The following is a 24532-nucleotide window of genomic DNA, read 5'->3' as shown; positions in this document are numbered from 1 at the left end:
TTCAGGCCTCGTCGGCGGCGTCGGCGCGCGGTCCGTCCGCCAGCAGGCTGCCGGCGTATAGCGCCGCCAGCAGAAGCGTCAGCCCGCCCCAGAACGTCGAATAAAACGCCAGATGGGTATTGATCGGGAACACCGTCACCGCCAGCGCCATGGCGGGCGCGCGGGCCCGGCGACGTGCGGCGGGCGTGGCAAAACGCCAGGCGCGCCAGGCCAGTGCCGCGCCGCCGATCCAGAAGAAGGCGCCGACCAGGCCGGTTTCGCTCAGGACTTCGAGCACGATCTGGTGGGCGTGGTAACCGGCCCCGTGGTCGGGATCGTCCAGCCACGGGTCGCTTTCGTCCGCATACTCGCTGTAAGCGTCGCGGAAGCCTCGCACGCCGACACCGTTCACCGGGTGCGCGATGGCCATGTTCGCGGCGGTGCGCCAGATCGGCAGGCGACCCGACAAGGCGTGGTCGACGCCTTCGCTGTTGCCATCGAGCATGGCGCCGGTGCGCTCGACGCGCTCCTGCAGCTTGTCGGAAAACGCGGTCGCCAGCACCAGCGTCACCGCGGCACCGCCCACCAGGGCCAGCAGCGCCCGGCGATTGCGAAATTGCAGCCAGGCACTGGCCAGCAATACCAGGGCCAGGGTCAGCCAGGACGCGCGCGCACCGGCCAGCAACACCACCACGACCAGCGCCATGGCGACCAGCAACCAGCCGCGCAGCCCGAATCGGTCGGCGGCGACGGTCAACGGAAACGGCGCCAGGCTCGCCAGGACCAGCCCCAGCTTGAGGTTGCCGGCGCCGAACACGCCGCTGAGCCGGTCGGCCGTGGCCTCGCCGCCCAGGCTCCAGCCGGTGGTGGCCTGCACCAGGGCGTCGACCAGCCAGAGGCCGCAGATCACGGCAATGCCGGTGAACGTCAGCCGGCGGCCGCGTTCGTTCGCGACCGCGATCGCCACCAGCCACAGGAACGGCAGGTAGCGCAGGTCGAGCAGGGATTCACGCAGGGCGCGGCTGGCATTGACGGCATCGGGAGACGACAGCAACTCGGGCAGCCAGTAACTCAGGAACAGCACCGAGGTAAGCGCCCAGGCCTCGTGGCTGAGCAGGGCCATGCCGCCGCGAAAACGCTGGATGGCCAGCACGGCCAGTGCGACCAGCGCACCCAGCGACAGCACGGCCTCGGCGGGTCCCGGCAGTGGCCACAGCGCCACGGAAGCCAGGACCCACCAGGGGGCCCAGCGAAGCTGGCTTTCAGTGGTGGACGAGGCCTGCATACAGCTCCAGGGTGGCCGACTGCATCGCAGCCAGGGTGTAGGGCATGGTAACCGGCATCGGCGCGGGCCCGGACAGCATCGCCCGCGCCGTGCTGGCCAGGGCGTCGTGGTCGCCGCGGCGCACGGCGCCCAGGGGATACAGTTCACGCAGCAGCTCGCCGACGCCCCCATGGTCCCAGCCCAGCACCGGGCGGCCGACGGACAACGCCTCGATGACGGTGCGGCCGAAGGCCTCGGGTTTGTTCGACAGCTGCAGCACGAGGTCGGCGACAGCGTAGGCCTCGACGACATCGTGCCGCGGCGGGCTGATGACCAGCTGGCCGGCCACGTCGCGTTCGCGGGCCAGGGCTTCGAGTTCGGCGACATAGGCCTCGCGACCGGGCTCCCGCGTGCCCAGCAGCCACAGCCTGGCGTCTTCGCCGGCGCCGCGCAGGCGGGCCAGCAGCTCGATGGCGTCGGCATGGCCCTTGAGGCGGGTGCCGCGGCCGGGCATCAGCAGGAGGCGGCCTTCGGCCAGGACCGGGTGCTCGGCGGCCAGGCGCCCGCGCCAGTCGGCCGGCGCCCGGTGGCCGCGGGGAAACTGCGCCGGGTCGATGCCACGCGGGATGACCACCAGGCGCGCCGGATCGGTGCGGGGCCAGTGCCGGACAACATGGTCGCGCACGGTGTCGGAGACGCAGATGATCCGTTCGCCCCGGGCCATGATGCCGCTGTAGCGACCGGGCGAGTTCAGCCCATGCACCGTGGTGACGAAGCGTGGCGGCGGCGCCGGCAGGCCGCGCAGGGCGAACCAGGCCAGCCAGGCCGGCAGTCGCGAGCGCGCGTGCACGATGTCCGGGCCGATTCGCGCCAGCGCCGCACGCAGGCGGCGCAGGGTTCCGGGCGCGGCCAGCAGCGACTTGCGGCCGACGGGAAGTTCAATGTGTTCGCTGCCCCCGGCCACCAGGCGTTCGACCAGACGGCCGCCCGCGGAGATGACGATGCTGCGATGCCCGGCCGCGACCAGGGCGGCGCCGATCTCGAGGGTGGAACGTTCAACGCCGCCGCTGTGCAGGGCCGGCAGCAGCTGGACGACGGTCAGGCGGCGCACGGCCGGACAACCCGCCCCGGCCTCAGCCCTTCAGGACGAAATGGGCGCCGCAGTACGGGCAGGTGGCCTCGCCCGTCGCTTCGACGGGCAGGTAGACGCGCGGGTGCGAGTTCCACAGCGCCATTGCGGGTGTCGGGCAGGACAGCGGCAGCTCGGAACGCAGCACCTCGTAACGGCGCTCGGCGTTGGCCGGCGCGCGGGCGGTGGCGGTGTCGGTACGCGACATGGCGGAGGTCCTTCGGGGGCTGGCCGGCATTTTACATCGCTTCGGGCCAACAGACCGAGCCCGCTCCCGCCCGCAGCGCCGATCGGGGAATTGACCTTACCCCCGTGGGAAGGCGCACAAGGGGCACTACGTCTGTCCGGAGCCCATCGATGAACCTTCCCGCGCTCGCCATCGGCGTGCTTGTAGCCGGCCTCATCATCCGGGGATTCAAAGCCCGGAGGGTGGAGGATTCACGGTGGGCCTACCCTGCCCTTCTGGCCACGTTCCCGGTCTATTACTGGGCGTTCGCGCTGCTGGGCGCCAGCCTGCACGCGCTGCCGGCGGAAATCCTGGCCGGCATGGCCTTCATCGCCATCGCCCACGTCGCCGCCTGGCGAAAAAACAGGGGCACCCAGGTAGCGCTGGCCATCGGTTACCTGGCCCACGGGGTCTACGACATCTTCCACGACCATTGGGTCAGCAACGCCGGCGTTCCGTCCTGGTGGCCGGAGTTCTGCGGCTCGGTGGACCTGCTCGTGGGTGCTTACCTGATGCTTCTGGCGCTCAGGTACAGGCGGGTGGCATCGGCATGAGCGCGACGACACCCACCCACGTCATTCGGCCTTCTGGGCCTCGACGGTGATCGCGATCCGCACGTCGTCGCTGGCAGCCATGGCGAAGGCGCCGAGGCCGAACTCGCTGCGCTTGATGTCGATGCGGGCGTCGAAACCAGCGGCAGGCTTCTTGCTCATCGGATGATCGGCGATCTTGTTGATGGTCACGTCCATCACCACCGGCCGGGTGACGCCGTGGATGGTCAGGTCGCCGGCCACGGCCAGCTTGTCCTCGCCGGTCACGGTGACAGCGGTGCTGGTGAAGGTGGCGGTCGGGTACTTGCCGACGTCGAAGAAGTCGGCGCCGAGCAGGTGCTCGTCGAACTTGGCCACGCCGGTGCTGATGCTGTCCACGGGGATGCTGACGGAGAGGCTGGACTGGCTGGGGTCGGCGGCGTCGAAGGCGAATTCGGACTCGACCCTGTCGAATCGACCGGTGATGTTCGAAAAGCCGAGGTGGTTGTAGCTGAACAGGACCTGGGTATGGGCCGGGTCGATCTTGTAGGCGTCGGCGGCGAACGCCGGCAGGGTGGCCATGGCGAACAGGCCGGCAAGCACGAGGGTCTTCAGTTTCACGAGGGGTCTCCAAAACGGGCGGGGTGGCTCCTGGCGACAGGAGGCCGCCAGCTTATTGGATGCAATTGCGCAACACAGCCCAGAAACGGGAACGTATCGTTGCAGTCGTTTGGCATTTGGCCCCAGTCCCTGCCTTCATTGCGTGAAGGACTACGAGTGCCTGGCGCCCCCGCGCCCCTCCCCTGCCCCGCCGGGGCAGCGGACATCCAAGGAGACACCGCATGAAAGCTCGCACGCTTATCCTGGCGCTGGCCGCATCGCTGACGGCCGCGCCGGTCCTGGCCGACGACACCTTCCGCTCCCCGCCGGTAAACGACGCGCTGGCCGCCGGGCGCGCCGCCATGAAGTCGGCCCGCCTGGCTGACCCGGCCGCGACCAAGGCCGCGCCCACCGCCGCCGAAGTAGGCGACGCCGACAGCTTCGGCCGCAAGATGAACTGGCTGGGCCTGCTGTCGGGCTTCACCTACCTGCAGACCGACTGCGTGATCCCCGGTGAGCCGCTGGACCCGCGCTGCATCCAGCTCAACCCGGCGCCGGCCTTCACGTCCTTCGAAGCCCCGGACCTGGCGGCGATCACCCTGCCGGGCAAGAGCACCGACTCGCTGCTCTGCCACTGGCAGACGCCGATCGTGTCGGTCGGCTTCGCCAATTTCACCGCCGCGCCCGAGCAGTACCGGTTCCAGGCCTTCCCGGTCTACCGCATCGAAAGCGAAGTGCTCGATGGCCTGAGCGACCCCTTCTCGGGCACGCCCTACAACGGCGCCATCGAACTCGGGCTGAGCGCCATCAATGTGTCCGGGTCGATCGGCCCGGGCGAGTACAACGTCGAACAGTTCACCTTCACCCGCATGTGCATCGGCGGCCTGGTCAGCAAGCAGTCCCTGATCAACAGCTACGGCCTGACCGAAGCGCAGGCCAAGCAGTTCTTCAAGAAGCCGATCACCATCACCATGTCCATCCGCGGCAACGCCCGCATGGTCGATGCCGCCAACATCAACTTCGGCACTCGCTTCGCCGGCGACTGACGGCCCCGGCGGCACCGCGGCCTCGCGGTGCCGCCCTCGTTCCGGCTAGGCTTGCGTGATGCCTGGCCTTTCCCTCAGCTGCTGGACCCTGCACGACGGCGCCGCCGGCCATCGCCGGCAGGCGCTTGCCCTGGCGCAGGCGCTGGCACCGCAGGGGCGCGAGCTCTGCCTGGCCACCGCCGCCCCGTGGAGCTGGCTGGCGCCACGCCGCCTGCCCAGTGCCGAGAAAGCCTTCGGGCCCGATTTCCTCGCCGTCCTGGCGACGCCGCCGGCCCTGGCCATCGGTGCCGGTCGACGCGCCGCGCTCGCCACCCGGCTGCTGCGCGAACGCGGTACGCGCGTCGTGCAGGTACTGCATCCGCGCCTGGCCACCCGCCACTGGGACCTGGTGATCGCGCCCGAACACGACGGACGCAGGGGGCCCAATGTGATCACCCTGTGCGGCAGCCTCAACCCGGTCGACGACGCCTGGCTGGCGCAGGGCCGCGCCGATTTCCCCGGCTTGGGTGAACTGCCCGGCCCGCGCACCGTGGTGCTGCTGGGCGGGCCGACCGCGGCCGTGCGCTTCGACCGCGGCGCCTTCGAGGTGATGGCCGCCAAGCTCGAACACTGGCTGGCGATGGAAGGCGGCAGCCTGCTGGTGATCGGCTCCCGGCGCACGCCGGCGAAGCTGGCCCGGCTCGCGCGCAGCTACTGGGCCGACGTGCCCGGCCTCCGCTGGTTCGACCCCACCGACGGCGAGAACCCCTACGCCGGCGCCCTGGCCTGGGCCGACCGCATCGTGGTCAGCCCCGACTCGGTGAACATGGTGTCGGAAGCCTGCGCCACCGCCTGCCCGGTTTACGTTCCCGAACCGCAGCGCGCCAGCGGGCGCGTCGGCCGGTACATGGTGTCGATGCTGGCCCGGGGTCGCATCCAGCCGCTGGGCAAACTGCCGGAAGACGTGCCGGCCGAACCCCTGCGCGAGACCCCGCGCGTCGCCGCCCTGGTTGCGCAACGGCTTTTCGGGTCCTGACAGCGGCGCGAGCGGGCGAGGTTCCTGCGCGGTGTTCAGCCGGGGCCGTCGGTCGCCGAGAAATTGAACCCGCAGGCACGACACGCATCGCGGATGACGGCGCGGGCGGCGGCGAGGGGCTCGTCCGGGGGAACCAGGCGCGGGCGCTGGTCGAGCGTGCAGTCCAGGCCCATGTCCACCATCAGCGCGTGGGCGTCGAGCAGCGGCTGCAGTGACTCGGCGGGCAGCAGGCCGGCAGCCGCGGCGGCCTGCAGCAAGCCCGGGGTATCGCGTGGTTCGCAAAGCGAGGGATGCTCGCCGGCATGCAGCAGCACCAGCGCCTGCAGCAGGAACTCGAGGTCAACCAGCCCGCCCTCGCCTTGCTTGAGGTCGAAGCGCGCGGCGTTGCTGCGGTCGAGTTCGTTGCGCATGCGGCGGCGCATCTTCAGCACGTCGGTGCGCAACTCGTCGGGGTCCCGCCGTGCCTGCAAGGTGTCGCGACGGATGCGGTCGAAGGCCTCGCGCACGGCGGGCGCGCCAGCCATCGGTCGCGCGCGCACCAGCGCCTGGCGTTCCCAGGTCCAGGCGCGCTGGCGCTGGTAGTCGGAAAAACTCTCCAGGCTCGAAACCAGCATGCCCTGCGCGCCGTCCGGACGCAGCCGCACGTCCACTTCGTAGAGCTTGCCGGCGCCGGTGACGGTGCCAAGCAGGCTGACCAGGCGCTGCGCGAGCCGTCCGAAATAGCGATTGGCATCGAGCGGCCGGTCACCATCCGAGCTCGCGTCCGGCGGCGCGTCGTGCAGGAACACCAGGTCCAGGTCCGAGCCGAAACCGAGCTCCCGGCCACCGAGGCTGCCGTAGCCGAGCACCGCCAGCCCGGCGCCCGGCACGCGGCCGTGCTGGCGGGCCATGTCGTCCTCGGCCAAGCGCAACAACACGGCCAGCAAGGCTTCGGCCAGCGCCGCCAACCGCGACGCCGCCTGCACCGGCGGCAGGCGCAGGCCCATGGTCGCCAGCGCCAACCGGAAGCCGATCGCCTGGCGCAGTTCGTTGAGGGTGTTCAGGCCCGCTTCGACGTCGCCCGGCGGCAGGCGCGACGACGCCTCGGAAACGACATCGAGGATTTCATCGGCATCCGGGACCGGCCCGGCGGCACGGGTGTCGAGCAATTCGTCGAGCAGCAGCGGATGCGCAGCCAGGCGATCGGACAGCAGCGCGCTGCGCGCGGTCACGTCCACCAGCCGGGCCAGCGCAGCGGGCTGTTCGTCAAGCAGCGCGAGGTAACTGGTGCGGCGGGTGATGGCCTGCAGCAGGGTGAGTCCCCGCGGCAGCGCGGCGTCGGGCGCCTGCGAACGCGCGGCGGCGGCCAGCAACTCGGGCACCACGTTGTCCAGGCGCTGGCGCCCGCGCGGCGACAGCGAGCGCACGGCCGGCGTGCGGGCGAAGTCGCGCAGGTTGGCGTCCTGGGCCGGGGCGTTTTCAAAGCCCACCGCGGCCAGGACCGCGGCATCGCCGCCATCGGGCAGCGCGCGCCAGTACGTGACCAGCGACCCTTCCGGCGCACGGCGCCGACGGCGGGCTTCGAGCAGGCCGGCGAACTCTTCGGCGACGACGCCGCGGTGTCCGTCGAGTTCGACCAGCAGTTCACGCTCGCCCGGATAACCCAGGCCGCGGGCGATGCGATGCCGGAGCAGCGGGTCGTCGGGCAGCGCGTGGACCTGCTGGTCGGCGAGCATCTGCACCCGGTTCTCGAGCCGGCGCAGGTAGCGGTAAGCCGAAGCCAGGCGTTCGGCCGTCGCCGGCTTGACGTGGCCGGCCTCGGCCAGCGCGGCCAGCGCCGGCAACAGCGAGCGTCCGCGCAGCGGCGGTTCGCGGCCGGCGCGGATCAGCTGCAGGGCCTGCACCAGGAACTCCACCTCGCGGATGCCGCCCGGTCCGAGCTTGAGGTCTTCCGCGAGTTCGCGCCGCTGCACTTCGGCGCTGATCAGCGCCTTCATCTCGCGCAGGCCGTCGAGCGCGCTGTAGTCCAGGTAGCGCCGGTAGACGAAGGGCCGCAGGGTATCGAGCAGGCGCTGGCCGGCGGCCAGGTCACCAGCCACCGGGCGCGCCTTGATCCAGGCGTAGCGCTCCCAGTCGCGGCCCTCGCGCTGGTAGTACTGCTCCATCGCGCCAAAACTCAGCGCCAGCCGGCCGCTGCTGCCGAAGGGACGCAGCCGCAGGTCGACACGGTGGCAGAAGCCGTCGCCGGTGACGTCGCCCAGCAGCTGCGCCAGTCGCTGGCCCAGTCGGGTGAACCAGGCTTCGGCGTCCAGCGGCCGCGCGCCGTCGGAGACGCCGTGCTCGGGAAACGCGTACACCAGGTCCACGTCGGAGCTGAAGTTGAGTTCGTGGCCACCCAGCTTGCCCAGGCCGAACACGACCAGCGACTGCACCTGGCCGTCGGGGTTGCGCACCAGGCCGTGGGCCTTTTCCAGCGGCCCGACCAGGGCCTGCACGCCGGCCTGGAGGGCCTGGTCGGCGATCCGGCTGGCGCCCGCCAGCGTTGCATCGACGTCGTCCAGGCCCTGCACGTCGCGCCAGACCAGGCGGGTGGAGTTTCGCGCCCGCCAGCGACGAAGCAGCGCCGGCCAGTCGGCCGCCGCGTCCTCGGGAAGTTCCGGCACGGTGACCACCGATGCGTCGAGTGAATCAAACAACGCCGGCTGCCGGACCAGGGTGTCGATGGCGAAATCGCTGGCGATGGCCAGGGTTTCCAGCGCGGGCATCCGGTCCGATGCCGCCAGTGGCTCGGGCGCCGCCTCCTTGAGCCGCGCCATGGCCCGGCCCACGTGGGCCGTCAACGATCGTTCCAGGGTGTCGCGCTCACTCATGCGCGAATGATGGCACGGCTGGCCGTGCCGTCCTGCTGCTCAGCGCCACATCGACGCCGGGTAGACCAGCGACTGGGAGCGATGGCCCTCGGGAACGCTCGTGTCCAGCGCCGCGGCGCAGTTCTCGTTTTTCGCACGCGTGTTGGACTCCACCAGTCCGCGCATCAACTGCTGCTGCATCTCTTCGCTCCCGGCACCGGGATCCACGTTGACCGACAGGTTGGCGCAGCCGCCGGTGCTGCGGACTTCGACCACCGGCACGATGAGCGCCATCGCCCGGTTGGCGAAGCGGTCGAAGTTTTCCGCCGGCATGGCCGTGGCGGGCGCACTGATGCGGCCTTTGTAGAGATACAGGCCCCGGTAGAACATGAAGGCGGCGGAATTCATCGGGCCGTCCTCGCGGGTGAAGCTGAGCGAAAGGCGGCGCCCCAGCGAGGTGTCCATGGCCGCTTCCACCTTCGCGGCCATCGCAAGGAACGCGGCCTCGACATCGTCCGGACCAGCGCCACCGCCCGTCGCCGGCACCGGGTCCGATGGCGAGGCCTGGCCGTCGGCGCCGACGGTGTCGAGATCGAAGTCGACTTCTTCGCCGTAGTCCAGGCCCTGGTAACGCCCCTGGGCGGACATCGCGGCGAGCTCTTCGCGCAGCTGCGTCATGCCATGGACCAGGGCGACGTCGCGGTCCGCACGACCGACCGGATAGACGAACAGGTTCACCAGCACGTCCGGGAACTCGGCGTGCACATAGCGAAGCCCGGCGCCCGACGGCGGATGGTCGGGATAGTCATTGAGCTCCGTGAGCCTGAACTCACCCACCGACTCGGGAGCCAGCACGAGGCTGCGTTCGATGAACGGGCGCGCCGGCGCCTCTTCGGCGTCGGCGGCCGCCGAGCCGGCCCCGGGCACCGTGGCGCAACCGGTCATCGCCAGGGACAGGGCCGCGATCGCGGCCATCGTGAATCCGTTCATCGCCGTTCCTTTCGCCAGGGGTCGGGGCGATCTTAGCGGACGGCGGAAAAAAGAAAGCCCGCAGCGCTTGAGCAGCTGCGGGCCTTCAGCTCCCTCCCCCACGTCGGAAGCACGGGCATCTTTGCCCGGTGCCGGAAATGTTGCACGTTGCAGTGCAACATCCGCGCCGTTTTACAGCACCAGCCAGGTCACCAGCGCCAGGAAAGACCCCATGCTGACCACGTCGGTGAGGGTCGTGAGGAAGATGCTCGACGCCGTGGCCGGGTCGGCGCCCAGGCGCTTGAGCGCCAGCGGGATCGTCGAGCCGGCCAGGCCGGCGACCATGCAGCTCAGCGCCATCGCAGCCAGGGTGATCAGGCCCAGGGCCAGCGCGTCTTCGCCGTCGCCGCGGGCAACGACCCAGTACATGGCCGCACCCGCGATCGCGCCCGTCACGGCGCCGTTGATCAGGCCCAGCAGGCCTTCCTTGGTGATGATGCCGGCGATGCGCGTGGCCTTGAGTTCGCCCAGGGTCATGCCGCGCAGCATCACCGCCATCGACTGCGCGCCCAGGTTGCCGCTCTGGCCGCCCAGCACCGGCAGGAACACCGCCAGCACCACCACCCGGTTGATCGTGTCCTCGAAATAACCCACCACCGCCGCCGCCACGAAAACCGTCAGCAGGTTCACCAGCAGCCAGGGATTGCGGAACTTGAAGGCGCGCCACAGCGGCGTGGCCAGGCGCTCCTCCTTCTCGACGCCGACCATGGCACCGGCCTGGGCGGAGATCTCGAAGGCCTGCTGTTCAAACAACACCTGCCCGCGCACCTGGCCGACCAGGTGGCCGTCGTCCTCGCAGACCGGGTACACCGGGTAGTGGCGCGTCACCACCTCGCGCATGGCGTCCACCAGGTCCTGCCCCGGACGCAGGCAGAACGGCGAGCGGATCATGATCTCGTCAAGGCTGGCGCTGCGGTCGGCATAGAGCAGGTCGCGGAAGGCCACCACGCCCCGCAGCTGTTCGTTGGCGTCCACTACCCACAGGTAGGTCACCAGGCGCGTCTTGACGACTTCGCGCAGGGCCTCGACGGCTTCGGCAACGCGGGTGCTGGCCGTGAACACCGCCGGCGGGTCCTCGATCAGGCGTCCGACCGAACCTTCCGGATAGCGCTGGCTGTCGGCCCAGTCGGTGCCGGCCGGCGCGGCCGCCATCACCGCGGTGCGTTCACCGACCGGCATGGCGGCCAGCAGCACGTTGGCCCGCGCCGGCGGCAGGCTCGCCAGCAGCTGCGCCACGTCCGGCGCCGGCAGGCCCTCGAGCCGCCGGATCGCCGAATCGGTGTCGAGCGCGGCGATGCGCTTTGCCAGGGCCTGGTCGGCGTCCGCCGTGGTCGTCCTTGCGCTCACTGGGTTCTCCCCTGGGAAAGCCTTCGAAAACGTCTTAAGCGTAGCCGAACGGACACGGTACCGGCCATGCGCCCCGGCCCCGGTTCTGGGACAATCGCGTTCTCGCACCCCACGGCGAAAGACCCGATGACGGCTTACCCCCTGCGAGCCCTGCTCGCGATCTCGTGCGGCCTGCTGCTGGCCGCCTGCGGCGCCGACGAAGCAGCCGCCCCTTCGACCCCCGCCCTGAGTGTCAGCGTCGACGAACCGGCGATGCAGTCGCTTCCGCGCCGCATCGCCGCCTCGGGATCGATCGCCGCCTGGGAAGAAGTGGTGCTGGGCGTCGAGCTTACTGGCCAGCGCGTCGCCTCGGTGGAGGTCGAGGTCGGTGACGTCGTGGAAAAGGGCCAGCCGCTGCTGAAGCTCGACACACGCACGCTGGCGATGGAACTGCGCCAGGCAGAAGCCAACCTCCAGGTCGCCTCGGCCAATGCCCGGCGCGGCGAGCGCCTGCGCCGCGAACAACTGGTCGCCGCCAGCGAGGCCGAACAGCTGATCGCCGGCGAGATAACCGCCCGGGCCCAGGCCGAAAACGCCCGGCTGCGGATGGAATTCGCCACCCTGCGCGCGCCGCACGACGGCGTCATCTCGGCGCGCAGCGTACAGCCCGGCCAGGTGGTCACCGCCGGCGCCGAACTGCTGCGCCTGATCCGCGACCAGCGCCTGGAATGGCGCGCCGAGGTGCCCGAGGCGGCCCTCGTGCAGATAGGGAACGGCATGCCGGTGCGCCTCCAGGCCCCCGACGGCCAGCCGGTCGAGGGCACCGTGCGCACGATTTCACCGGGCCTGGACAGCCGCAGCCGCACCGGCACGGTGTACGCCGACCTGCCCGACCCGGGCGGCCTGCGCGCGGGCATGTACGCGCCGGGCGAGATCCTCCTGGCCGAGCGCGAAGTGCGCACCGTGCCCGCCGCCGCCATCGTCGAGCGCGACGGCTACCGCTACCTGTTCGTGCTTGGCGAAGGCAATGTCGTCGCCCAGCGCCGGGTCGAGCTGGGCGCCCGCAGCGGAAACGTGGTCGAAATCCGCGAAGGCCTGGACGGCGATGAGCGCGTGGTCGTCGAAGGCGCCGGTTTCCTGGCCGACGGCGATCTGGTGCGCGTGGTCGCGGCCAGCGAGGGCTGAGCCGGATGAACTTCTCCGCCTGGTCCATCAACCGGCCTCTGCCGGCGATCCTGCTGTTCATCCTGCTGACGATGGTCGGCCTGTTCGGCTTCCAGCAGCTGGCGGTGTCGCGTTTCCCCGACGTGTCCTACCCGGGCATCACCATCACCGTGGCGCTGCCGGGCGCGACGCCGAGCCAGCTCGAAACCGAGGTCACGCGCAAGATCGAGGACTCGGTGGCCAGCCTGCCGGACATCAACAAGCTGATCAGCACGGTCACCGAAGGTTCCTCGACGACGTTCGTGGAGTTCCGCATCGGCAAGGACCTCAGCACCGCGCTGGACGAAGTGCGTGACGCCGTGGCGCGTATCCGCGCCGAGCTGCCGGCGGACATCGAAGACCCGGTGGTCGCCAAGATCGAAGTCGTCGGCGGCACCCTGGTCACCTACGCGGTGGCCTCGGACAGCCTGGGCGAGGACGAGCTGAGCTGGTTCGTCGACAACCAAGTCACCAAGAAAATGTTCTCGGTGCGCGGCGTCGGCACCGTGGTGCGCAGCGGCGGCATCGACCGCGAAGTGCAGGTGGACCTGCGCCCCGGCGTGCTGGCCGCCTACGGCATTACCGCCGGCGACGTGTCGGGCCAGCTGGCGCGCTCGCAGCTCGAGCGCTCCGGCGGCCGGGCCACCCAGGGCAGCAGCGAACAGGCCATCCGTGCGGTCGGCACGGTGGACAGCGCGCAGATGCTTGAACAGTTCCCGATCGTGCTGCCCGACGGCAGCCAGGTGCCGCTGGTGGCCCTGGCCACGGTCACCGATGGCCACGCCGAACGCCGGCAGCTGGCGATGATCGACGGCCAGCCGGTGGTGAGCTTCGGCATCAGCCGCACCGTGGGCTCGAGCGAAATCGACGTCGGCGAAGGCGTGGAAGCGGCCATCCGGCAACTCGAGGCCGAACACCCACGCGTGCAATTCAAGCTCGTCAGCACCGCCATCGACGAAGTGCGCGCCTCGTTCTCGTCATCCATGCACATGCTCTGGGAAGGCGCGGCGCTGGCGGTGCTGGTGGTGTGGTTTTTCCTGCGCGACTGGCGCGCGACCTGGATCTCCGCGCTGGCGCTGCCGCTGTCGATCATTCCCACCTTCGGCGTGATCTGGCTGCTGGGCTTCAGCCTGAACATGATCACCCTGCTGGCGCTGGCGGTGGTGGTGGGCATCCTGGTGGACGACGCCATCGTCGAGGTCGAGAACATCGACCGCCACCTGGCCATGGGCAAGCCGCCCAAGCAGGCCGCCACCGAAGCCGCCGACGAAATCGGCCTGGCCGTCATCGCCACGTCGGCGACGCTGGCCGCGGTGTTCATCCCGGTGGCCTTCATGCCCGGCATCGCCGGCAAGTTCTTCCTGGAGTTCGGCTGGACCGCGGCGACCGCGGTGATCTTCTCGCTGATGGTGGCGCGCCTGCTGACGCCGATGATGGCGGCCTACCAGCTCAAGGCCAAGCCGCACGTCGAGAAGGAATCGAAGCTGATGGCGCGCTACCTGCGCCTGGTGGAATGGGCGCTGGCCAACCGCTACAAGACCCTGGGCCTGGCCCTGCTGATGTTCATCGGCTCGCTGGCGCTGCTGCCCTTCATTCCGGCCACCTTCATCCCCGGCTCGGACCTGGGCCGCAGCAACCTGAGCCTGGAGCTGCAGCCCGGCGCCCGGCTGGACCAGACCACCGAAATGAGCGAACGCGCCCGCGCGCTGATCAGCGACATCCCCGAGCTGCGCCAGGTCTACGCCACCGTCGGCGGCGTGCTCGACCTGGGCGACCCGGCGGTGAACGGCTTCGGCGAAGTCCGCAAGGTCACGATGGTGCTGGACTGGGGCCCCGAGGGCGACCGCGAGCGCTCGCAGAAGGAACTCGAGCGCGAGGTGCGCGAACGGCTGACCGCGCTGCCGGGCGTGCGCCAGCGCTTCCTGAGCAGCGAACCGGGCGAACAGCTGATGCTCGTGCTCAGCGGCGACGACCCGGAGCGCCTCTACCGCGCCGCCGGTGAATTCGAACGCGACCTGCGTTCGCTGCAGGGCCTGGGCACCGTCAGTTCCACCGCATCGCTGCTGCGCCCGGAGCTGGTGATCGTGCCCGACGCCCGCCGGGCCGCCGACCTGGGCGTGTCCACCGCGGACATCGCCGAAGCCGCGCGCATCGCCACCAGCGGCGATTTCCGCCAGCGCCTGGCCAAGCTCAACCTGCCCGACCGCCAGGTTCCTATCCGCGTGCGCCTGGCCGAAGAAAACCTCTCCGACCAGGACCTGCTGACCCTGCTGCGCGTCCCCAGCGCCAAGGGCGGCACGGTGCCGCTGGCGGCCGTGGCCGACATCCGCCGCGGCAGCGGACCGTCGCAGGTCAATCGTTTCGGCCGCCAGCGCAACATCACCTTCACCGCCGAACTCAACGGCCGTCCGCTGGGCGAGGTGATGGCGGAAGTCGAGCAGCTGCCCTCGCTGCAGCGACTGCCGCCGGGCGTGCAGGTCCAGAACACCGGCGACTCGGAGATCTTCGTCGAACTTTTCGTCGGCTTCGCCCTGGCCATGGGCGCCGGCCTGTTCTGCGTCTACGCCGTGCTGTTGCTGCTGTTCAACCACGCCAGCCATCCGCTGATCATCCTGATGGCGGTGCCCCTGTCGGCCGGTGGCGCCTTTGGCGCGATGATGCTGACCGGCACGCTGCTGTCGCTGCCGGCGTTGATCGGCCTGCTGATGCTGATCGGCATCGCCACCAAGAACTCGATCCTGCTGGTGGACTACGCCGTCATCGCCGAGGACGAAAAGGGCATGAACATGCACGACGCGCTCGTGGACGCCTGCCGCAAGCGCGCGCGCCCGGTGATCATGACCACCATCGCCATGACCGCCGGCATGACCCCCATCGCCCTGGGCCTGGGCGCCGACGCCGCCTTCCGCCAGCCGATGGCGATCGCCGTCATCGGCGGCCTGGCCACCTCGACCCTGCTGAGCCTGGTGGTGATCCCGGCGGCCTTCGCGGTGATGGAAACCTTCACCCGGCGCTTCACGCGCCGGGGCCACGCCGGCTGATCACTCCATCCACGGATTGCGCATGGGTGGCAGGTCCGATGCCTGCGTGTGCGTCGCCTCGAGTTCGGCGATTCGCTGTTCCAGCTGCGCTTTCACCAGCGGTTCGACCGGCACCTTGGCGTAGGACAAGGGCACGGCATAGGCGGCCCGGGCGCCGTCCTTGTCGCCCAGGCGCAGGCGCGCGTTGCCCAGTTCGATCGCGGCGCCGACATGGTACGGCGCCTGGTCGAGCACTTCACGCAGGCGCCTGGACACCACTTCGTCGCGCCCGCCGCCCTTCTCGTAAAGGTGTTCGAGCACGCGCAGGTAGACGCTTTCCGCCCGCCCCTTCGGATTCACCTGCCGGCCCTTGTAGACGGTCACGTAGCCCAGGCGCTCGACAGGTTCGAGGCCGCGCAACACTTCTTCCGGATCCCAGTCGTATTCGGGCATGGGCAGGGTGTCGCCCATGCCATAAACGAAATAGCCCTCGTAGACACCGGCGACGTTGTCGTCGTCGATGGTCTCCACCCGGCGCCGGTAGTTGATGCCGGCGGCGATGGCCTGCTCCTCCATGAACCAGTAGGCCGTGTACAGCGGCAGGCCGGTGGGCGCGATCTCGCGCTGGTAGAAGTCGTGGATCTCCGGCCAGCGCTGGCCCAGGTCCAGACCTTCGTTGGCGAACATCCGGTACGCATCGGCGCTGCCGCCCGCCAGTTCGTTGTGGTACTCCCACACCCGCGGTTCGCCCAACGTGGTCGCGGCGGCGGCCAGCAGCGGCAACGCGGCCGCGACCCGCCAGACGGGCCGGCGCTGCCAGGCGAAGGCGAACAGGATGCCGGCGGGCAGGGCCAGCACCACCAGCACGGGCAGGGCGTGGCGAACGCCGCCGTAAGTGCCCTGCGAAGACATCAAAGCAACCAGGTGCAGCGCGGACATCGCCAGCGCCGCACCCAGCGCCCAGCGCCCGGCCATCGGCACGCGCGTCCAGGGCAAGGCCAGCAGGCCCGCCAGCGACAAGGCCAGCAGGGCCAGCGGCACCTTTGCCACCAGGATGCCAGGCCAGGTGAACCACGGCGGCGAACCTTTGTGGTTCACGCCCCACACCACGTGCGTGGCCTGTCCACGGCCTTCCACGCCGGCGCGCACCGTGTCGGCCAGGCCCCACAGGTAGGGACGCGGCAAGACCCGGAAACGGTCGGCCAGCGTGATGCCTTCGCGCCAGGCCGGCATCTGCAGGTCGCCAACCTTGTCGGCCATGGCCCGGTTGAACGGGTCGCCGCCGTCCGGACTGGCGTGGAACTGTCCGCCGTACAGGGCCCACAGCGTGCCCCAGGCCAGCACCGCCGCCAGCAACAGCTTGCCGGCGCGGCGCGCGGCCTCGCGCGCGCCGCCCTTGCGCACGCCGGCGAACACGCCCGCCAGCATCACCGCGCCCAGTCCGGCCAGCCCGGCCAGCGCGGAATGTTTGCTGCCCAGCACCAGACCCAGGGCCAGGCCGGTCGACACCACCCAGGGCCAGCGCCAGCGTTCGAGCATCAGCCCGGTGCAAAGCGACGCCACCGCCAGCGTCAACGCCAGGGGCAGGTCGGTCATCGCCACCGGCAGGTGCGCGGCGATGGTGGGCTCGATGGCCAGGAAGGCCAGCATGCCGGCCGCCGCGGCCAGGCCGAAGGCGCGCCAGGCCAGCAGCCCCAGCGCCAGCAGCAGCGCCGCGTGGAAACTCCACATGCCGATGCGCGTGGCCTGCTGCGCGGCCGCGGCGTCGTTGCGCAGGAACATCACCTCTTCGACCCAGTTGCGCTCGTGGCCCTTTTCGCTCAAGGCCGGTAGCGGCGGCAGGACGAAGTCCCCTCCTTGCGCCGCGCCGACCACCCACTTCATCAGCGGCGGGTGTTCGGGGTTCAGGCGAAAGTCGCCATCGCGCCGGTAGGACACGCCCGCCACCACGTGCCAGGGTTCGTCAACCGTGAAACCGTCGCGCTGCGTGCCAAGCGCCGAGCGGCCCACGGCAAGCGCGACCAGGACCAGCAGCAGCGCCGTCCCCCAGACAGCGGCGGTCAAACCGGGATTGTTCATGGCAGGCATCCACGCGTCATCCCTGGAATAAGCGTAAAGCGCGGCCCGGTCCGGCCAGGGTGGTCAGCCGCCGCAGCGGGGCAGCGAACCGGCCTTGGGCGCCTGGCACAGGCGCTGGCCGAGGTCGGAGAGCAGGTTGCGCAGGTTCTTGGCCTCCGGGGGCATCTTTTCCACCTGGATTTCGGCGCCGGCCAGTCGTTGTTCGGCTTCGACCAGCTCGCCCTGGAACAGCAGCGCCTCGGCCAGGACGTACTGCGCGAAGATGGCCAGCGGCTCGGAAGGATCAAGCAGGTCCTCGGCGTAGCCGGCGGCCTTGCGTGCCGCCGTCAGCGCGTACCCGCCATCAGCCTCGGCAACGGCGCGCTGCGACAGCAGGGCCCAATGCGTGATCAGCGTCGGGTGGCCAGAAGGAAACGCCTTCTCGCGCATCTCGACCGATTGCCTGATCAAGGCGAAGGCTTCGTCCGCCTTGCCTTGTTCGTCCCTCAGCGTCGACAGGTTGCTCAGGGCCGTGGCCAGCTCCGGGCTGCCATCCGGGTGTACGCGCTCGAGTTCGTCGATCGATTCCAGGTAGAGACGGTCGGCCTCGACCAGCTCGCCGCGGGCATGGGCCACCTGGGCCAGGTTCTGTTTCAGGACGGCGCGGTCGGTCGGGGCGAACTGGCCGTCCTGCGGGGGTGGCGGCAGGGCAAGGGCGCGGCCCAGGTAGAGCTCTGCTTTCTCAAGGTCATCCCGACTCAGGTGGATCTCGCCCAGGTTGGCCAGCGTCACGTAGTAGGCCGGCTCCGACTGCAGGCCCTGCGCTTCGAACGAGTCCACGATGTCGTGCAGCATCTGCTGGGCCTCGTCCAGCCGGCCCTGCTGCTTGCGCAGCTGGGCAATGCCTTCGCGAATCCTCAGGGTCGGCACGGCTTCCGGGCCGAAGGCAGCGCGGCTTTCGCGCAGCGCCAGTCCCAGTTCGCGCTCGGCCGTATCGAGTTTGTTTCGGCTGATCATGCTGTAGCCCAGCGCGAAGCGGATCTTCGATGCGAGGTCTGGCCGGTCGGGGAAACCCGCCGTCACCCTGGCCGCGGCTTCGTCCACGGCCTGGCTCATGCTGATGTCGCTGCCGGTGTTGTAGGGGTCGGACGACTTCAGGACGTCCATGAGGAAGGTGTTGACGCGCACCGTGTCGTCGGCCGCGCGGCGCGCCTGTTCGGCCTGCCAGATCGCGATGCCCGCGGACGCCAGCACCGCCAGCAGCGCCAGCGAAGCGGCCGCGACGCCGAACCGGTGCCGCCGCACGAACTTGCCCATGCGGTAGGCGGTGGAATCGGGATGCGCCAGCACCGGTTCGCCGTTGAGGTAGCGGCGGATGTCGTCGGCGAGTTCCTGCGCCGAGCCATAGCGGCGCGCCGACTCCTTGTGCATGGCCTTGGCGACGATGCGCTCGAGGTCGGGGGTGATCTGGGCGCGACGGGCCTTGCGCTCGCCGTCGGTCAGCGCGGCCTTGTCGAGCATTTTGCGCATCGGATCGGGCAGGGTGTCGCAGACCACGGCCTCGGCTTCGGAGGGACGCAGGCCACCGAGTTCGTAGGGGCGCACGCCGGCCAGCAGCTGGTAGAGCATCACGCCCAGCGAATAGACGTCCGAACTGGTGGTCAGCGCCTGCTGGCGCACCTGTTCGGGGCTGGCGTAGGCCGGGGTCATCGCCGAGAGCGAGGTGTGGCGCTTGCCATCGGTCGGCAGCGGCTCCTGCTCGAGGATCTTGGCGATGCCGAAATCAAGCAGGCGCGGCTCACCGTTTTCGCCGACCAGGATGTTGTCGGGCTTGAGGTCGCGGTGCACGATCAGGTGGCGATGCGCCTCCTGCACGCCGTCGCAGACCTTGCCGAACAGCGCCAGCCGCGCCCGCACGTCCAGCTTGTTGGCCTTGCAGTAGTCGGTCAGCGGCACGCCGTCGACGTATTCCATCACCAGGTAAGGGATGCCGGCGCCGGTGCTGCCGCCGTCGAGGATGCGCGCGACGTTGGGATGGCTCATTCGCGCCAGGATCGAACGCTCGTCCTCGAAACGGCTGATCAGCTGGCGGCGGAATTCGGCCGCCGCCAGCAGGTGCACCGGCCGCACCAGTTTGATCGCGACCTGCTGGTCGTAGACATCGTCGGCGCGCCGGCCCAGATACACGACGCCCATGCCGCCGGATTCGAGCGGCTTGAGCAGCTCGTAGGCGCCCAGGCGCTCACCGACCTTGGGGAACTCGGGCGGCAGGGCCTCTTCGGCAATGGCGGTTTCCTCCAGGAAAGCGCCGGACGCCTGGTCGGCGTCGAGCAGGCGCAGCACCCGCTCGCGAACGCCCTGGTCCATGTCCTGGTCGGCCAGCCAAAGCCTGCGCTGTTCCGGCTTCTGGGCCAGCGCCCGCTCGAACCACTGCAGCACCTGCACTTCCACGGATGTATTCATCGATTCCCCGGCGTGATGAACGGGACGCCCACTGCGGCCCGACGTTAGCAGAAGGCGCAAGGCAGGGCCGCAATGGCTCAGCTAGACTCCGCGACCATGGCCGAGGACATCACTTCCCTGCTGCGGAACTGGCGCGACGGCGACGATTCGGCGCGCGACCGGCTGGTCGCCGTGCTTTATCCGGAGCTGCGCGCCCTGGCCGACCGCCAGCTTCGCGGCGAGCGCGCCAACCACACCCTGCAGCCCACCGCGCTGGTCAACGAAGCCTACCTGCGGCTGTCCGGGCTGGAGCGCATGGACTGGCAGGACCGCGGCCACTTCGTACGCATGGCCGCACGGGTGATGCGCGAGATCCTGGTCGACCACGCCCGACGGCGCCAGGCGGCCAAGCGCGACGGCGGCCAGCGGGTCACCCTGACCGGCCTGGACGTGGCGGCCGACACCGGCACCGTGGATGCCCTGGCGCTCGACGACGCCCTGGCCCGGCTTGAAAAGATCGACCCGGACAAGGCCCGGGTGGTGGAAATGCGCTATTTCGGCGGCCTGACCATCGAGGAAACCGCCCAGGCCATGGGCAGTTCGCCGGCCACCGTGAAGCGGCAGTGGCAGTCCGCCCGGGCCTGGCTGTTCGACGCGCTCGATTCGGGTACCTGACCCACGGACGGGCCGTTGAGCCGGTTCCGCCCCGTTTCCCGCCTGTAGGGGAAAAGGGAGGAACACCATGTCCAGGCAAACGATGTGGGTGGGGGTCGTGACGGCCGCATTGCTGGCGGCTGCGCAGGGGGCCACGGCGCAGATGCAGCGCGTGGCGATCGTCGATCCGAGCGGCTTCGAGCAGCCCATGCCGGCCCACTGGGTGCAGCTGCCGGCCGGCTGGCGCACCCAGGGCGGCGTGATCTGGGACCAGAACGCCCCCTGCGGCGCGACGCCCAGTTTCCGCTGGCAGGCCAGTTCGCCCGATGGCAGCCAGCTGCTGACCATCCACCCGTCGGAAGCCTGGACCTGGGACAACCTGGGCCTCCCGGCGACGCAGGGCCAATGCCCGCGCACGCCCATCACCGATGTCCGCCAGTACCTGGAAAGTTTCGTCCAGCGCAACCGGCCCGGGGCCCGCATCCTCGACTACCGGGCACGACCGGACCTGGTGCGCACGCCGCCGCCGCCGGGCGGCAACGGCATGCAGTGGCGCAAGGATGGCGGCGAACTGCTGATCGCCTACGGCGGCCCCAGCGGCGAACGGCGGGAAAGCGTCGCCGCCGTTGTCCTGTTTTCCCTGACCGCCATGCCCGGGGTGATGCCCGGCGAAATTCGGCAGTTCCTTTCCGCCGTCGCCAGCGCCCCGACCACGCTCAGCGCACCCGCCGGGGCCCTGGACATGGACCTGCTGACCCACGTCGCGACGACGGGCCAACCGGATCCGGCCTGGCAGGCGCGCATGAACAAGCACAACCAGGTCATCGCCCGGCAGAACCAGGAGGGCGCCGCCACCCGCAGCCAGATCATCGCCGACACCGGCAACGACATCCTGGACATGCAGATGCGCGGCTGGGAGGAGCGCAACGCCACCAGCGACCGCATCCATGCCCGCAACGTGGACGCGGCCACCGGGACCTCGCGCTACCAGGATCCGGCCGCCGGCGGCGAGGTTCGCCTCGACAGCTACTACGACCATAACTGGCGCGCGAACGACGGCACCTACCTGCAAAGCAACGACCCGAACTTCGACCCCAACCGCGACCTCGATACCGAGGCCGAACGCCTGGAGCGCATCGAATGAAAACCTTGCGATTGATTCCCCTCGCCTGCCTGCTGGCCGCCCCGGTCCTGGCCCAGGACACCTTCGGCAGCGCCCCGCAACCACAGCAACAGCAACAGCAGCCGGCCTATCCGCAGCAGCAGCCCGCCTATCCCCAGCAACAGCAGCAACAGCCCTACCCGCAGCAACAACCGGCCTATCCCCAGCAACAGCCCGCCTATACGCAGCCGCCGGCCCAACAGGGCCCTGGACAGAACAACGACGCAATGGCCCGCCTGATGCAGGCCGAACGCCAGGACATGGGCGTGCCTGCCACCGCGCAGCTCAAGTCCGGCGGCCTGCACGGGCCGACGCCCAACCAGCTGCCGGGCGGCCGCCTGGTCACCACGCCCGAACTGGTGCAGCTGCTGCAGAACCCCCAGCAGGGCACCCTGGTCTTTGACGTGCTCGGCGGGCCGCAGATGCTGCCCAACGCCATTGCTGTGGTCCCCGCGTCGCAGGGCGGCAGCTTCGAAGACCAGGTGCAGCGCGAGTTCGGGCAGTACCTGCAGCAGGTCACCCAGGGCCGCAAGGACCGGCCGATGGTCTTTTACTGCCAGTCCAGCCAGTGCTGGATGAGCTACAACGCGGCGCTTCGCGCCACCCGCCTGGGCTACACGAACGTGCTGTGGTATCGCGGTGGCATCGAAGCCTGGCAGCAGGCCGGCGGGCCGCTGGTGTCGCCGCAGGGCCAGGGTGGCCCGACGCAGCAGCGCTGACCGGCGCCCCCCGCCTTCATGATGGCGTCGCAGCGCTGCTTCGAAGGCTGCATGTCCTCGCCCTTGGCGAAGACCCGCACCAGGACGATGTTGAAGTCGCCGGGGAAGCACTTCCCGACACCGGGCCCGTCGGTGGCCGCTGGCTGCGGTTACTGACGTTGGCTTGTTGATTGGGAAGCCATCCCAGCCAGGGGAAAACCGATGGCGCAGGGCACGAAAGGCGTGGCGCTGTCGCGCCGTCAACTGCTTCGACTGATCGGTGTCGCCGGCGGCTCGGCCGTCATGTACCAGGCCATGACCAGCCTGGGCTTCGCGGCCGAGAGCACCTTCACCGGCGTGCCGGCGCTTGGCCCGGCACCGCGCGGCGCATCGGTGCTGGTGCTCGGCGCAGGCATCGCCGGCATGGTGGCCGCGCTGGAACTTCGAAACGCCGGTTATCGCGTGCAAGTGCTGGAGTTCAACGACCGGCCCGGCGGCCGGGTCTGGACCCTGCGCGGCGGCGATCGCTACACCGAACTCGGCGGCGCCACCCAGGACTGCGGCTTCGCGCCCGGCCAGTACATCAACCCCGGACCCTGGCGACTGCCGCACCACCACCACGGCATCCTGGGTTATTGCCGGCGACTGGGCGTGACGCTAGAAAACTTCGTGCAGGTGAACCACAACGCCCTGCTGCACGACCCGGTGGCTTTCAACGGCAAGCCGCAGCGCCTGCGCGCGATCAAGGCCGACTACCAGGGCCAGGTCGCCGAACTGCTGGCCAAGGCGACCCGCGGCGGGGCCCTGGACGAGCCCGTGACGGCCCAGGACCAGGAGATCCTGCTCGCATCCTTGCAGTGGTGGGGTGCACTGGACCGTGACTACGCCTACCGTCCCTGCTTCGAAAGCAGCGACCGCCGCGGCTACGACAAGGACCCGGGCGGCGGCCCCGGCGGTGCACCCGTGTTCTCGGCACCGATCAAACCCGCGGATGTCCTGAACTCGGGCCTGTGGGGCTTCCTGCCGCTGGGCGAACTGCATGACATGCAGAGCACGCTGATGCAGCCGGTCGGCGGCATGGACGCCATCGCCAGGGCCTTCGGCCGCGAGTTGGGCGACAGCATCCGCTATCGCAGCAAGGTGCTCGACATCCGCCAGGATGAAGACGGCGTCACCGCCACTTACGAGGACACCGGGGCGCCGGGGATCCGGCAATCCGCGCGCGCCGACTGGTGCGTGTGCACGATCCCGCTGTCGATCCTCGGCCAGATCCCGATGAATGTCGGCCGGCCGATGGCCGACGCCATCAGCGCGGTTCCCTACACCGGCTCGACCAAGGTGGGGCTGCAGTTCAATCGGCGGTTCTGGGAAGAGGACGACCATATCTACGGCGGCATCAGCTACACGACCCAGCCGATCGGCACCATCGGCTATCCAAGCCATGGCTATCAGTCGCCGGGCAAGTCGGTGCTGCTGGGCGCCTATGTCTGGGGCCACGACGCCGACCGGTTCAATGCGATGTCCCCGGCGCAACGTGTCGCGCAGGCGGTGGAACAGGGTGGCCGCCTGCATCCGCAGTACCGGGATGAATTCGACAACGGCATCGCGGTGTCCTGGCACCGCGTGCCCGGCGCCATGGGCTGTTTCGCGATGTGGACCGAGGCGCTGCGGGAACAGCACTACGCGAACCTGTGCGCCTTCGACGGCCGCATCGTGCTCGCCGGCGAACATGCCTCCTACCAGCCGGCCTGGCAGGAGGGCGCGGTCAACTCGGCGCTCGATGCGATCACGCGATTGCACCAGCGCGCCCTGGCATCGGGAGGCAAGGCATGAACACGCATCGCCAGGCTTTTTTCCGGCGTGGACTGCTCGCGGTGGCCCTGGTGGCTTTGCCGGTCGCCGCCGGGGACGCACCGCCACCGGACGCGGCGACGCTGCGCGCTTCCGCGGACGGCAAGATCCAGGCCACCGACGGCAAGGCGATCTACGAACAGGTCTGCCAGGGCTGCCACATGCCCGAAGGCCGGGGCGCGGTCGGCGGCGGCAGCTACCCCGCCCTGGCCAACAATCCGGCAACCGCGTCGGCGCCGTATCTGGTGCTGACCATCGTCAACGGCCGGCGGAACATGCCGGCTTTCGGCAGCGAGCGCAGCCAGGAATTGTTCGTGGCGCAGTCGTGGATGGATGACACCCAGGTGGCGGCGGTGGTGAACTACCTGCGCAGCAACCTTGGCAACGACTACCCCGAACCCATCAGCGCCGCCGACGTCGCTGCGCTGCGCGCCCCCAACGGAGACCGCCCATGATCCCCCGCACCCGCCTG

At 70.0% G+C, this 24532-nt stretch carries 19 protein-coding genes; 10 read left to right on the top strand and 9 right to left on the bottom strand.

Going from position 1 to position 24532, the window contains the following annotated elements:
- Position 1 precedes the first annotated feature (1 nt).
- The 3 genes from N788_RS03990 to N788_RS03980 are packed head-to-tail and all read right to left on the bottom strand — an operon-like array spanning position 2 to position 2580.
- Entirely contained in the window at positions 2-1264 is a 1263-nt protein-coding gene (locus N788_RS03990) for an O-antigen ligase family protein (protein ID WP_034221252.1), read from the bottom strand.
- Positions 1242-2354 (bottom strand): glycosyltransferase, encoded by a 1113-nt coding sequence (locus tag N788_RS03985; protein WP_034221250.1) that lies wholly within the window; start codon positions 2352-2354, stop codon positions 1242-1244. Before N788_RS03985 ends, N788_RS03990 begins: the two co-directional genes overlap by 23 nt.
- Before the next feature lie 22 nt (positions 2355-2376).
- On the bottom strand, positions 2377-2580 hold the full coding sequence (locus tag N788_RS03980; protein WP_034221248.1) for a zinc-finger domain-containing protein: 204 nt from the start codon (positions 2578-2580) through the stop codon (positions 2377-2379).
- Between the two features lie 149 nt (positions 2581-2729).
- Here N788_RS03980 and N788_RS03975 point away from each other — a divergent pair, with 149 nt between their 5' ends.
- On the top strand, positions 2730-3152 hold the full coding sequence (locus N788_RS03975) for a hypothetical protein (protein WP_034221246.1): 423 nt from the start codon (positions 2730-2732) through the stop codon (positions 3150-3152).
- A 21-nt stretch (positions 3153-3173) separates the two neighbouring features.
- Here N788_RS03975 and N788_RS03970 read toward each other — a convergent pair whose 3' ends face one another.
- Positions 3174-3749: a YceI family protein gene (locus tag N788_RS03970; RefSeq protein ID WP_034221244.1), complete on the bottom strand. Its 576-nt coding sequence runs from the start codon at positions 3747-3749 to the stop codon at positions 3174-3176.
- Positions 3750-3970: 221 nt separating this feature from the next.
- Here N788_RS03970 and N788_RS03965 point away from each other — a divergent pair, with 221 nt between their 5' ends.
- Complete coding sequence (locus N788_RS03965; protein WP_034221240.1) at positions 3971-4774, top strand: hypothetical protein; 804 nt, start codon at positions 3971-3973, stop codon at positions 4772-4774.
- A gap of 58 nt (positions 4775-4832) precedes the next feature.
- The gene (locus tag N788_RS03960) at positions 4833-5789 is read left to right on the top strand and encodes a mitochondrial fission ELM1 family protein (RefSeq protein ID WP_034221238.1); all 957 of its coding nucleotides are present in this window, start codon (positions 4833-4835) and stop codon (positions 5787-5789) included.
- A gap of 35 nt (positions 5790-5824) precedes the next feature.
- On the opposite strand, the gene glnE is transcribed toward N788_RS03960, so the two are convergent.
- From glnE to N788_RS03945, 3 genes are all read right to left on the bottom strand, one after another.
- The gene (gene glnE, locus N788_RS03955; RefSeq protein WP_051924337.1) at positions 5825-8638 is read right to left on the bottom strand and encodes a bifunctional [glutamate--ammonia ligase]-adenylyl-L-tyrosine phosphorylase/[glutamate--ammonia-ligase] adenylyltransferase; all 2814 of its coding nucleotides are present in this window, start codon (positions 8636-8638) and stop codon (positions 5825-5827) included.
- Between the two features lie 39 nt (positions 8639-8677).
- Positions 8678-9607 (bottom strand): hypothetical protein, encoded by a 930-nt coding sequence (locus N788_RS03950; RefSeq protein ID WP_034221235.1) that lies wholly within the window; start codon positions 9605-9607, stop codon positions 8678-8680.
- 171 nt (positions 9608-9778) lie between these two features.
- A complete protein-coding gene (locus tag N788_RS03945) occupies positions 9779-10993 on the bottom strand; it encodes a magnesium transporter (RefSeq protein WP_244444080.1) in 1215 nt (404 codons plus the stop codon).
- A 126-nt stretch (positions 10994-11119) separates the two neighbouring features.
- Between N788_RS03945 and N788_RS03940 the strand changes: the two genes are divergently transcribed.
- A complete protein-coding gene (locus N788_RS03940; protein WP_034221234.1) occupies positions 11120-12157 on the top strand; it encodes an efflux RND transporter periplasmic adaptor subunit in 1038 nt (345 codons plus the stop codon).
- 5 nt (positions 12158-12162) lie between these two features.
- Positions 12163-15216 carry an efflux RND transporter permease subunit gene (locus N788_RS03935; protein ID WP_034221231.1) on the top strand — a complete coding sequence of 1018 codons (3054 nt, stop codon included), beginning with the start codon at positions 12163-12165 and terminating at the stop codon, positions 15214-15216.
- Here N788_RS03935 and N788_RS03930 read toward each other — a convergent pair whose 3' ends face one another.
- Together N788_RS03930 and N788_RS03925 are read right to left on the bottom strand one after the other, a co-directional pair.
- Entirely contained in the window at positions 15217-17274 is a 2058-nt protein-coding gene (locus N788_RS03930) for a phospholipid carrier-dependent glycosyltransferase (RefSeq protein ID WP_034221228.1), read from the bottom strand.
- Between the two features lie 63 nt (positions 17275-17337).
- On the bottom strand, positions 17338-19716 hold the full coding sequence (locus N788_RS03925) for a serine/threonine-protein kinase (protein ID WP_084695871.1): 2379 nt from the start codon (positions 19714-19716) through the stop codon (positions 17338-17340).
- A 96-nt stretch (positions 19717-19812) separates the two neighbouring features.
- Here N788_RS03925 and N788_RS03920 point away from each other — a divergent pair, with 96 nt between their 5' ends.
- The 5 genes from N788_RS03920 (at position 19813) to N788_RS03900 (ending at position 24515) form a co-directional block, all read left to right on the top strand.
- A complete protein-coding gene (locus N788_RS03920) occupies positions 19813-20370 on the top strand; it encodes an ECF-type sigma factor (RefSeq protein WP_211250680.1) in 558 nt (185 codons plus the stop codon).
- Positions 20371-20437: 67 nt separating this feature from the next.
- A complete protein-coding gene (locus N788_RS03915) occupies positions 20438-21493 on the top strand; it encodes a hypothetical protein (RefSeq protein WP_152560365.1) in 1056 nt (351 codons plus the stop codon).
- Positions 21490-22230 carry a rhodanese-like domain-containing protein gene (locus tag N788_RS13745; protein WP_051924336.1) on the top strand — a complete coding sequence of 247 codons (741 nt, stop codon included), beginning with the start codon at positions 21490-21492 and terminating at the stop codon, positions 22228-22230. Before N788_RS03915 ends, N788_RS13745 begins: the two co-directional genes overlap by 4 nt.
- A 201-nt stretch (positions 22231-22431) precedes the next feature.
- A complete protein-coding gene (locus N788_RS03905; RefSeq protein WP_034221217.1) occupies positions 22432-24042 on the top strand; it encodes a flavin monoamine oxidase family protein in 1611 nt (536 codons plus the stop codon).
- Entirely contained in the window at positions 24039-24515 is a 477-nt protein-coding gene (locus tag N788_RS03900) for a c-type cytochrome (protein WP_034221215.1), read from the top strand. The genes N788_RS03905 and N788_RS03900 overlap by 4 nt, the downstream gene beginning before the upstream one ends.
- The last annotated feature ends 17 nt before the right edge of the window (positions 24516-24532 follow it).

Source organism: Arenimonas donghaensis DSM 18148 = HO3-R19 (genome assembly GCF_000743535.1).
Lineage (GTDB): Bacteria > Pseudomonadota > Gammaproteobacteria > Xanthomonadales > Xanthomonadaceae > Arenimonas > Arenimonas donghaensis.
This window is presented reverse-complemented; position numbering and strand designations above follow the sequence as displayed.

Coding starts and splice junctions, on each gene's coding strand:
- glnE (WP_051924337.1), bottom strand. CDS start 8,638: ATGAGTGAGCGCGACACCCTGGAACGATCGTTGACGGCCCACGTGGGC.
- N788_RS03960 (WP_034221238.1), top strand. CDS start 4,833: ATGCCTGGCCTTTCCCTCAGCTGCTGGACCCTGCACGACGGCGCCGCC.
- N788_RS03900 (WP_034221215.1), top strand. CDS start 24,039: ATGAACACGCATCGCCAGGCTTTTTTCCGGCGTGGACTGCTCGCGGTG.
- N788_RS03990 (WP_034221252.1), bottom strand. CDS start 1,264: ATGCAGGCCTCGTCCACCACTGAAAGCCAGCTTCGCTGGGCCCCCTGG.
- N788_RS03930 (WP_034221228.1), bottom strand. CDS start 17,274: ATGAACAATCCCGGTTTGACCGCCGCTGTCTGGGGGACGGCGCTGCTG.
- N788_RS03940 (WP_034221234.1), top strand. CDS start 11,120: ATGACGGCTTACCCCCTGCGAGCCCTGCTCGCGATCTCGTGCGGCCTG.
- N788_RS03935 (WP_034221231.1), top strand. CDS start 12,163: ATGAACTTCTCCGCCTGGTCCATCAACCGGCCTCTGCCGGCGATCCTG.
- N788_RS03920 (WP_211250680.1), top strand. CDS start 19,813: ATGGCCGAGGACATCACTTCCCTGCTGCGGAACTGGCGCGACGGCGAC.
- N788_RS03925 (WP_084695871.1), bottom strand. CDS start 19,716: ATGAATACATCCGTGGAAGTGCAGGTGCTGCAGTGGTTCGAGCGGGCG.
- N788_RS03905 (WP_034221217.1), top strand. CDS start 22,432: ATGGCGCAGGGCACGAAAGGCGTGGCGCTGTCGCGCCGTCAACTGCTT.
- N788_RS03965 (WP_034221240.1), top strand. CDS start 3,971: ATGAAAGCTCGCACGCTTATCCTGGCGCTGGCCGCATCGCTGACGGCC.
- N788_RS03915 (WP_152560365.1), top strand. CDS start 20,438: ATGTCCAGGCAAACGATGTGGGTGGGGGTCGTGACGGCCGCATTGCTG.
- N788_RS03975 (WP_034221246.1), top strand. CDS start 2,730: ATGAACCTTCCCGCGCTCGCCATCGGCGTGCTTGTAGCCGGCCTCATC.
- N788_RS13745 (WP_051924336.1), top strand. CDS start 21,490: ATGAAAACCTTGCGATTGATTCCCCTCGCCTGCCTGCTGGCCGCCCCG.
- N788_RS03950 (WP_034221235.1), bottom strand. CDS start 9,607: ATGAACGGATTCACGATGGCCGCGATCGCGGCCCTGTCCCTGGCGATG.
- N788_RS03980 (WP_034221248.1), bottom strand. CDS start 2,580: ATGTCGCGTACCGACACCGCCACCGCCCGCGCGCCGGCCAACGCCGAG.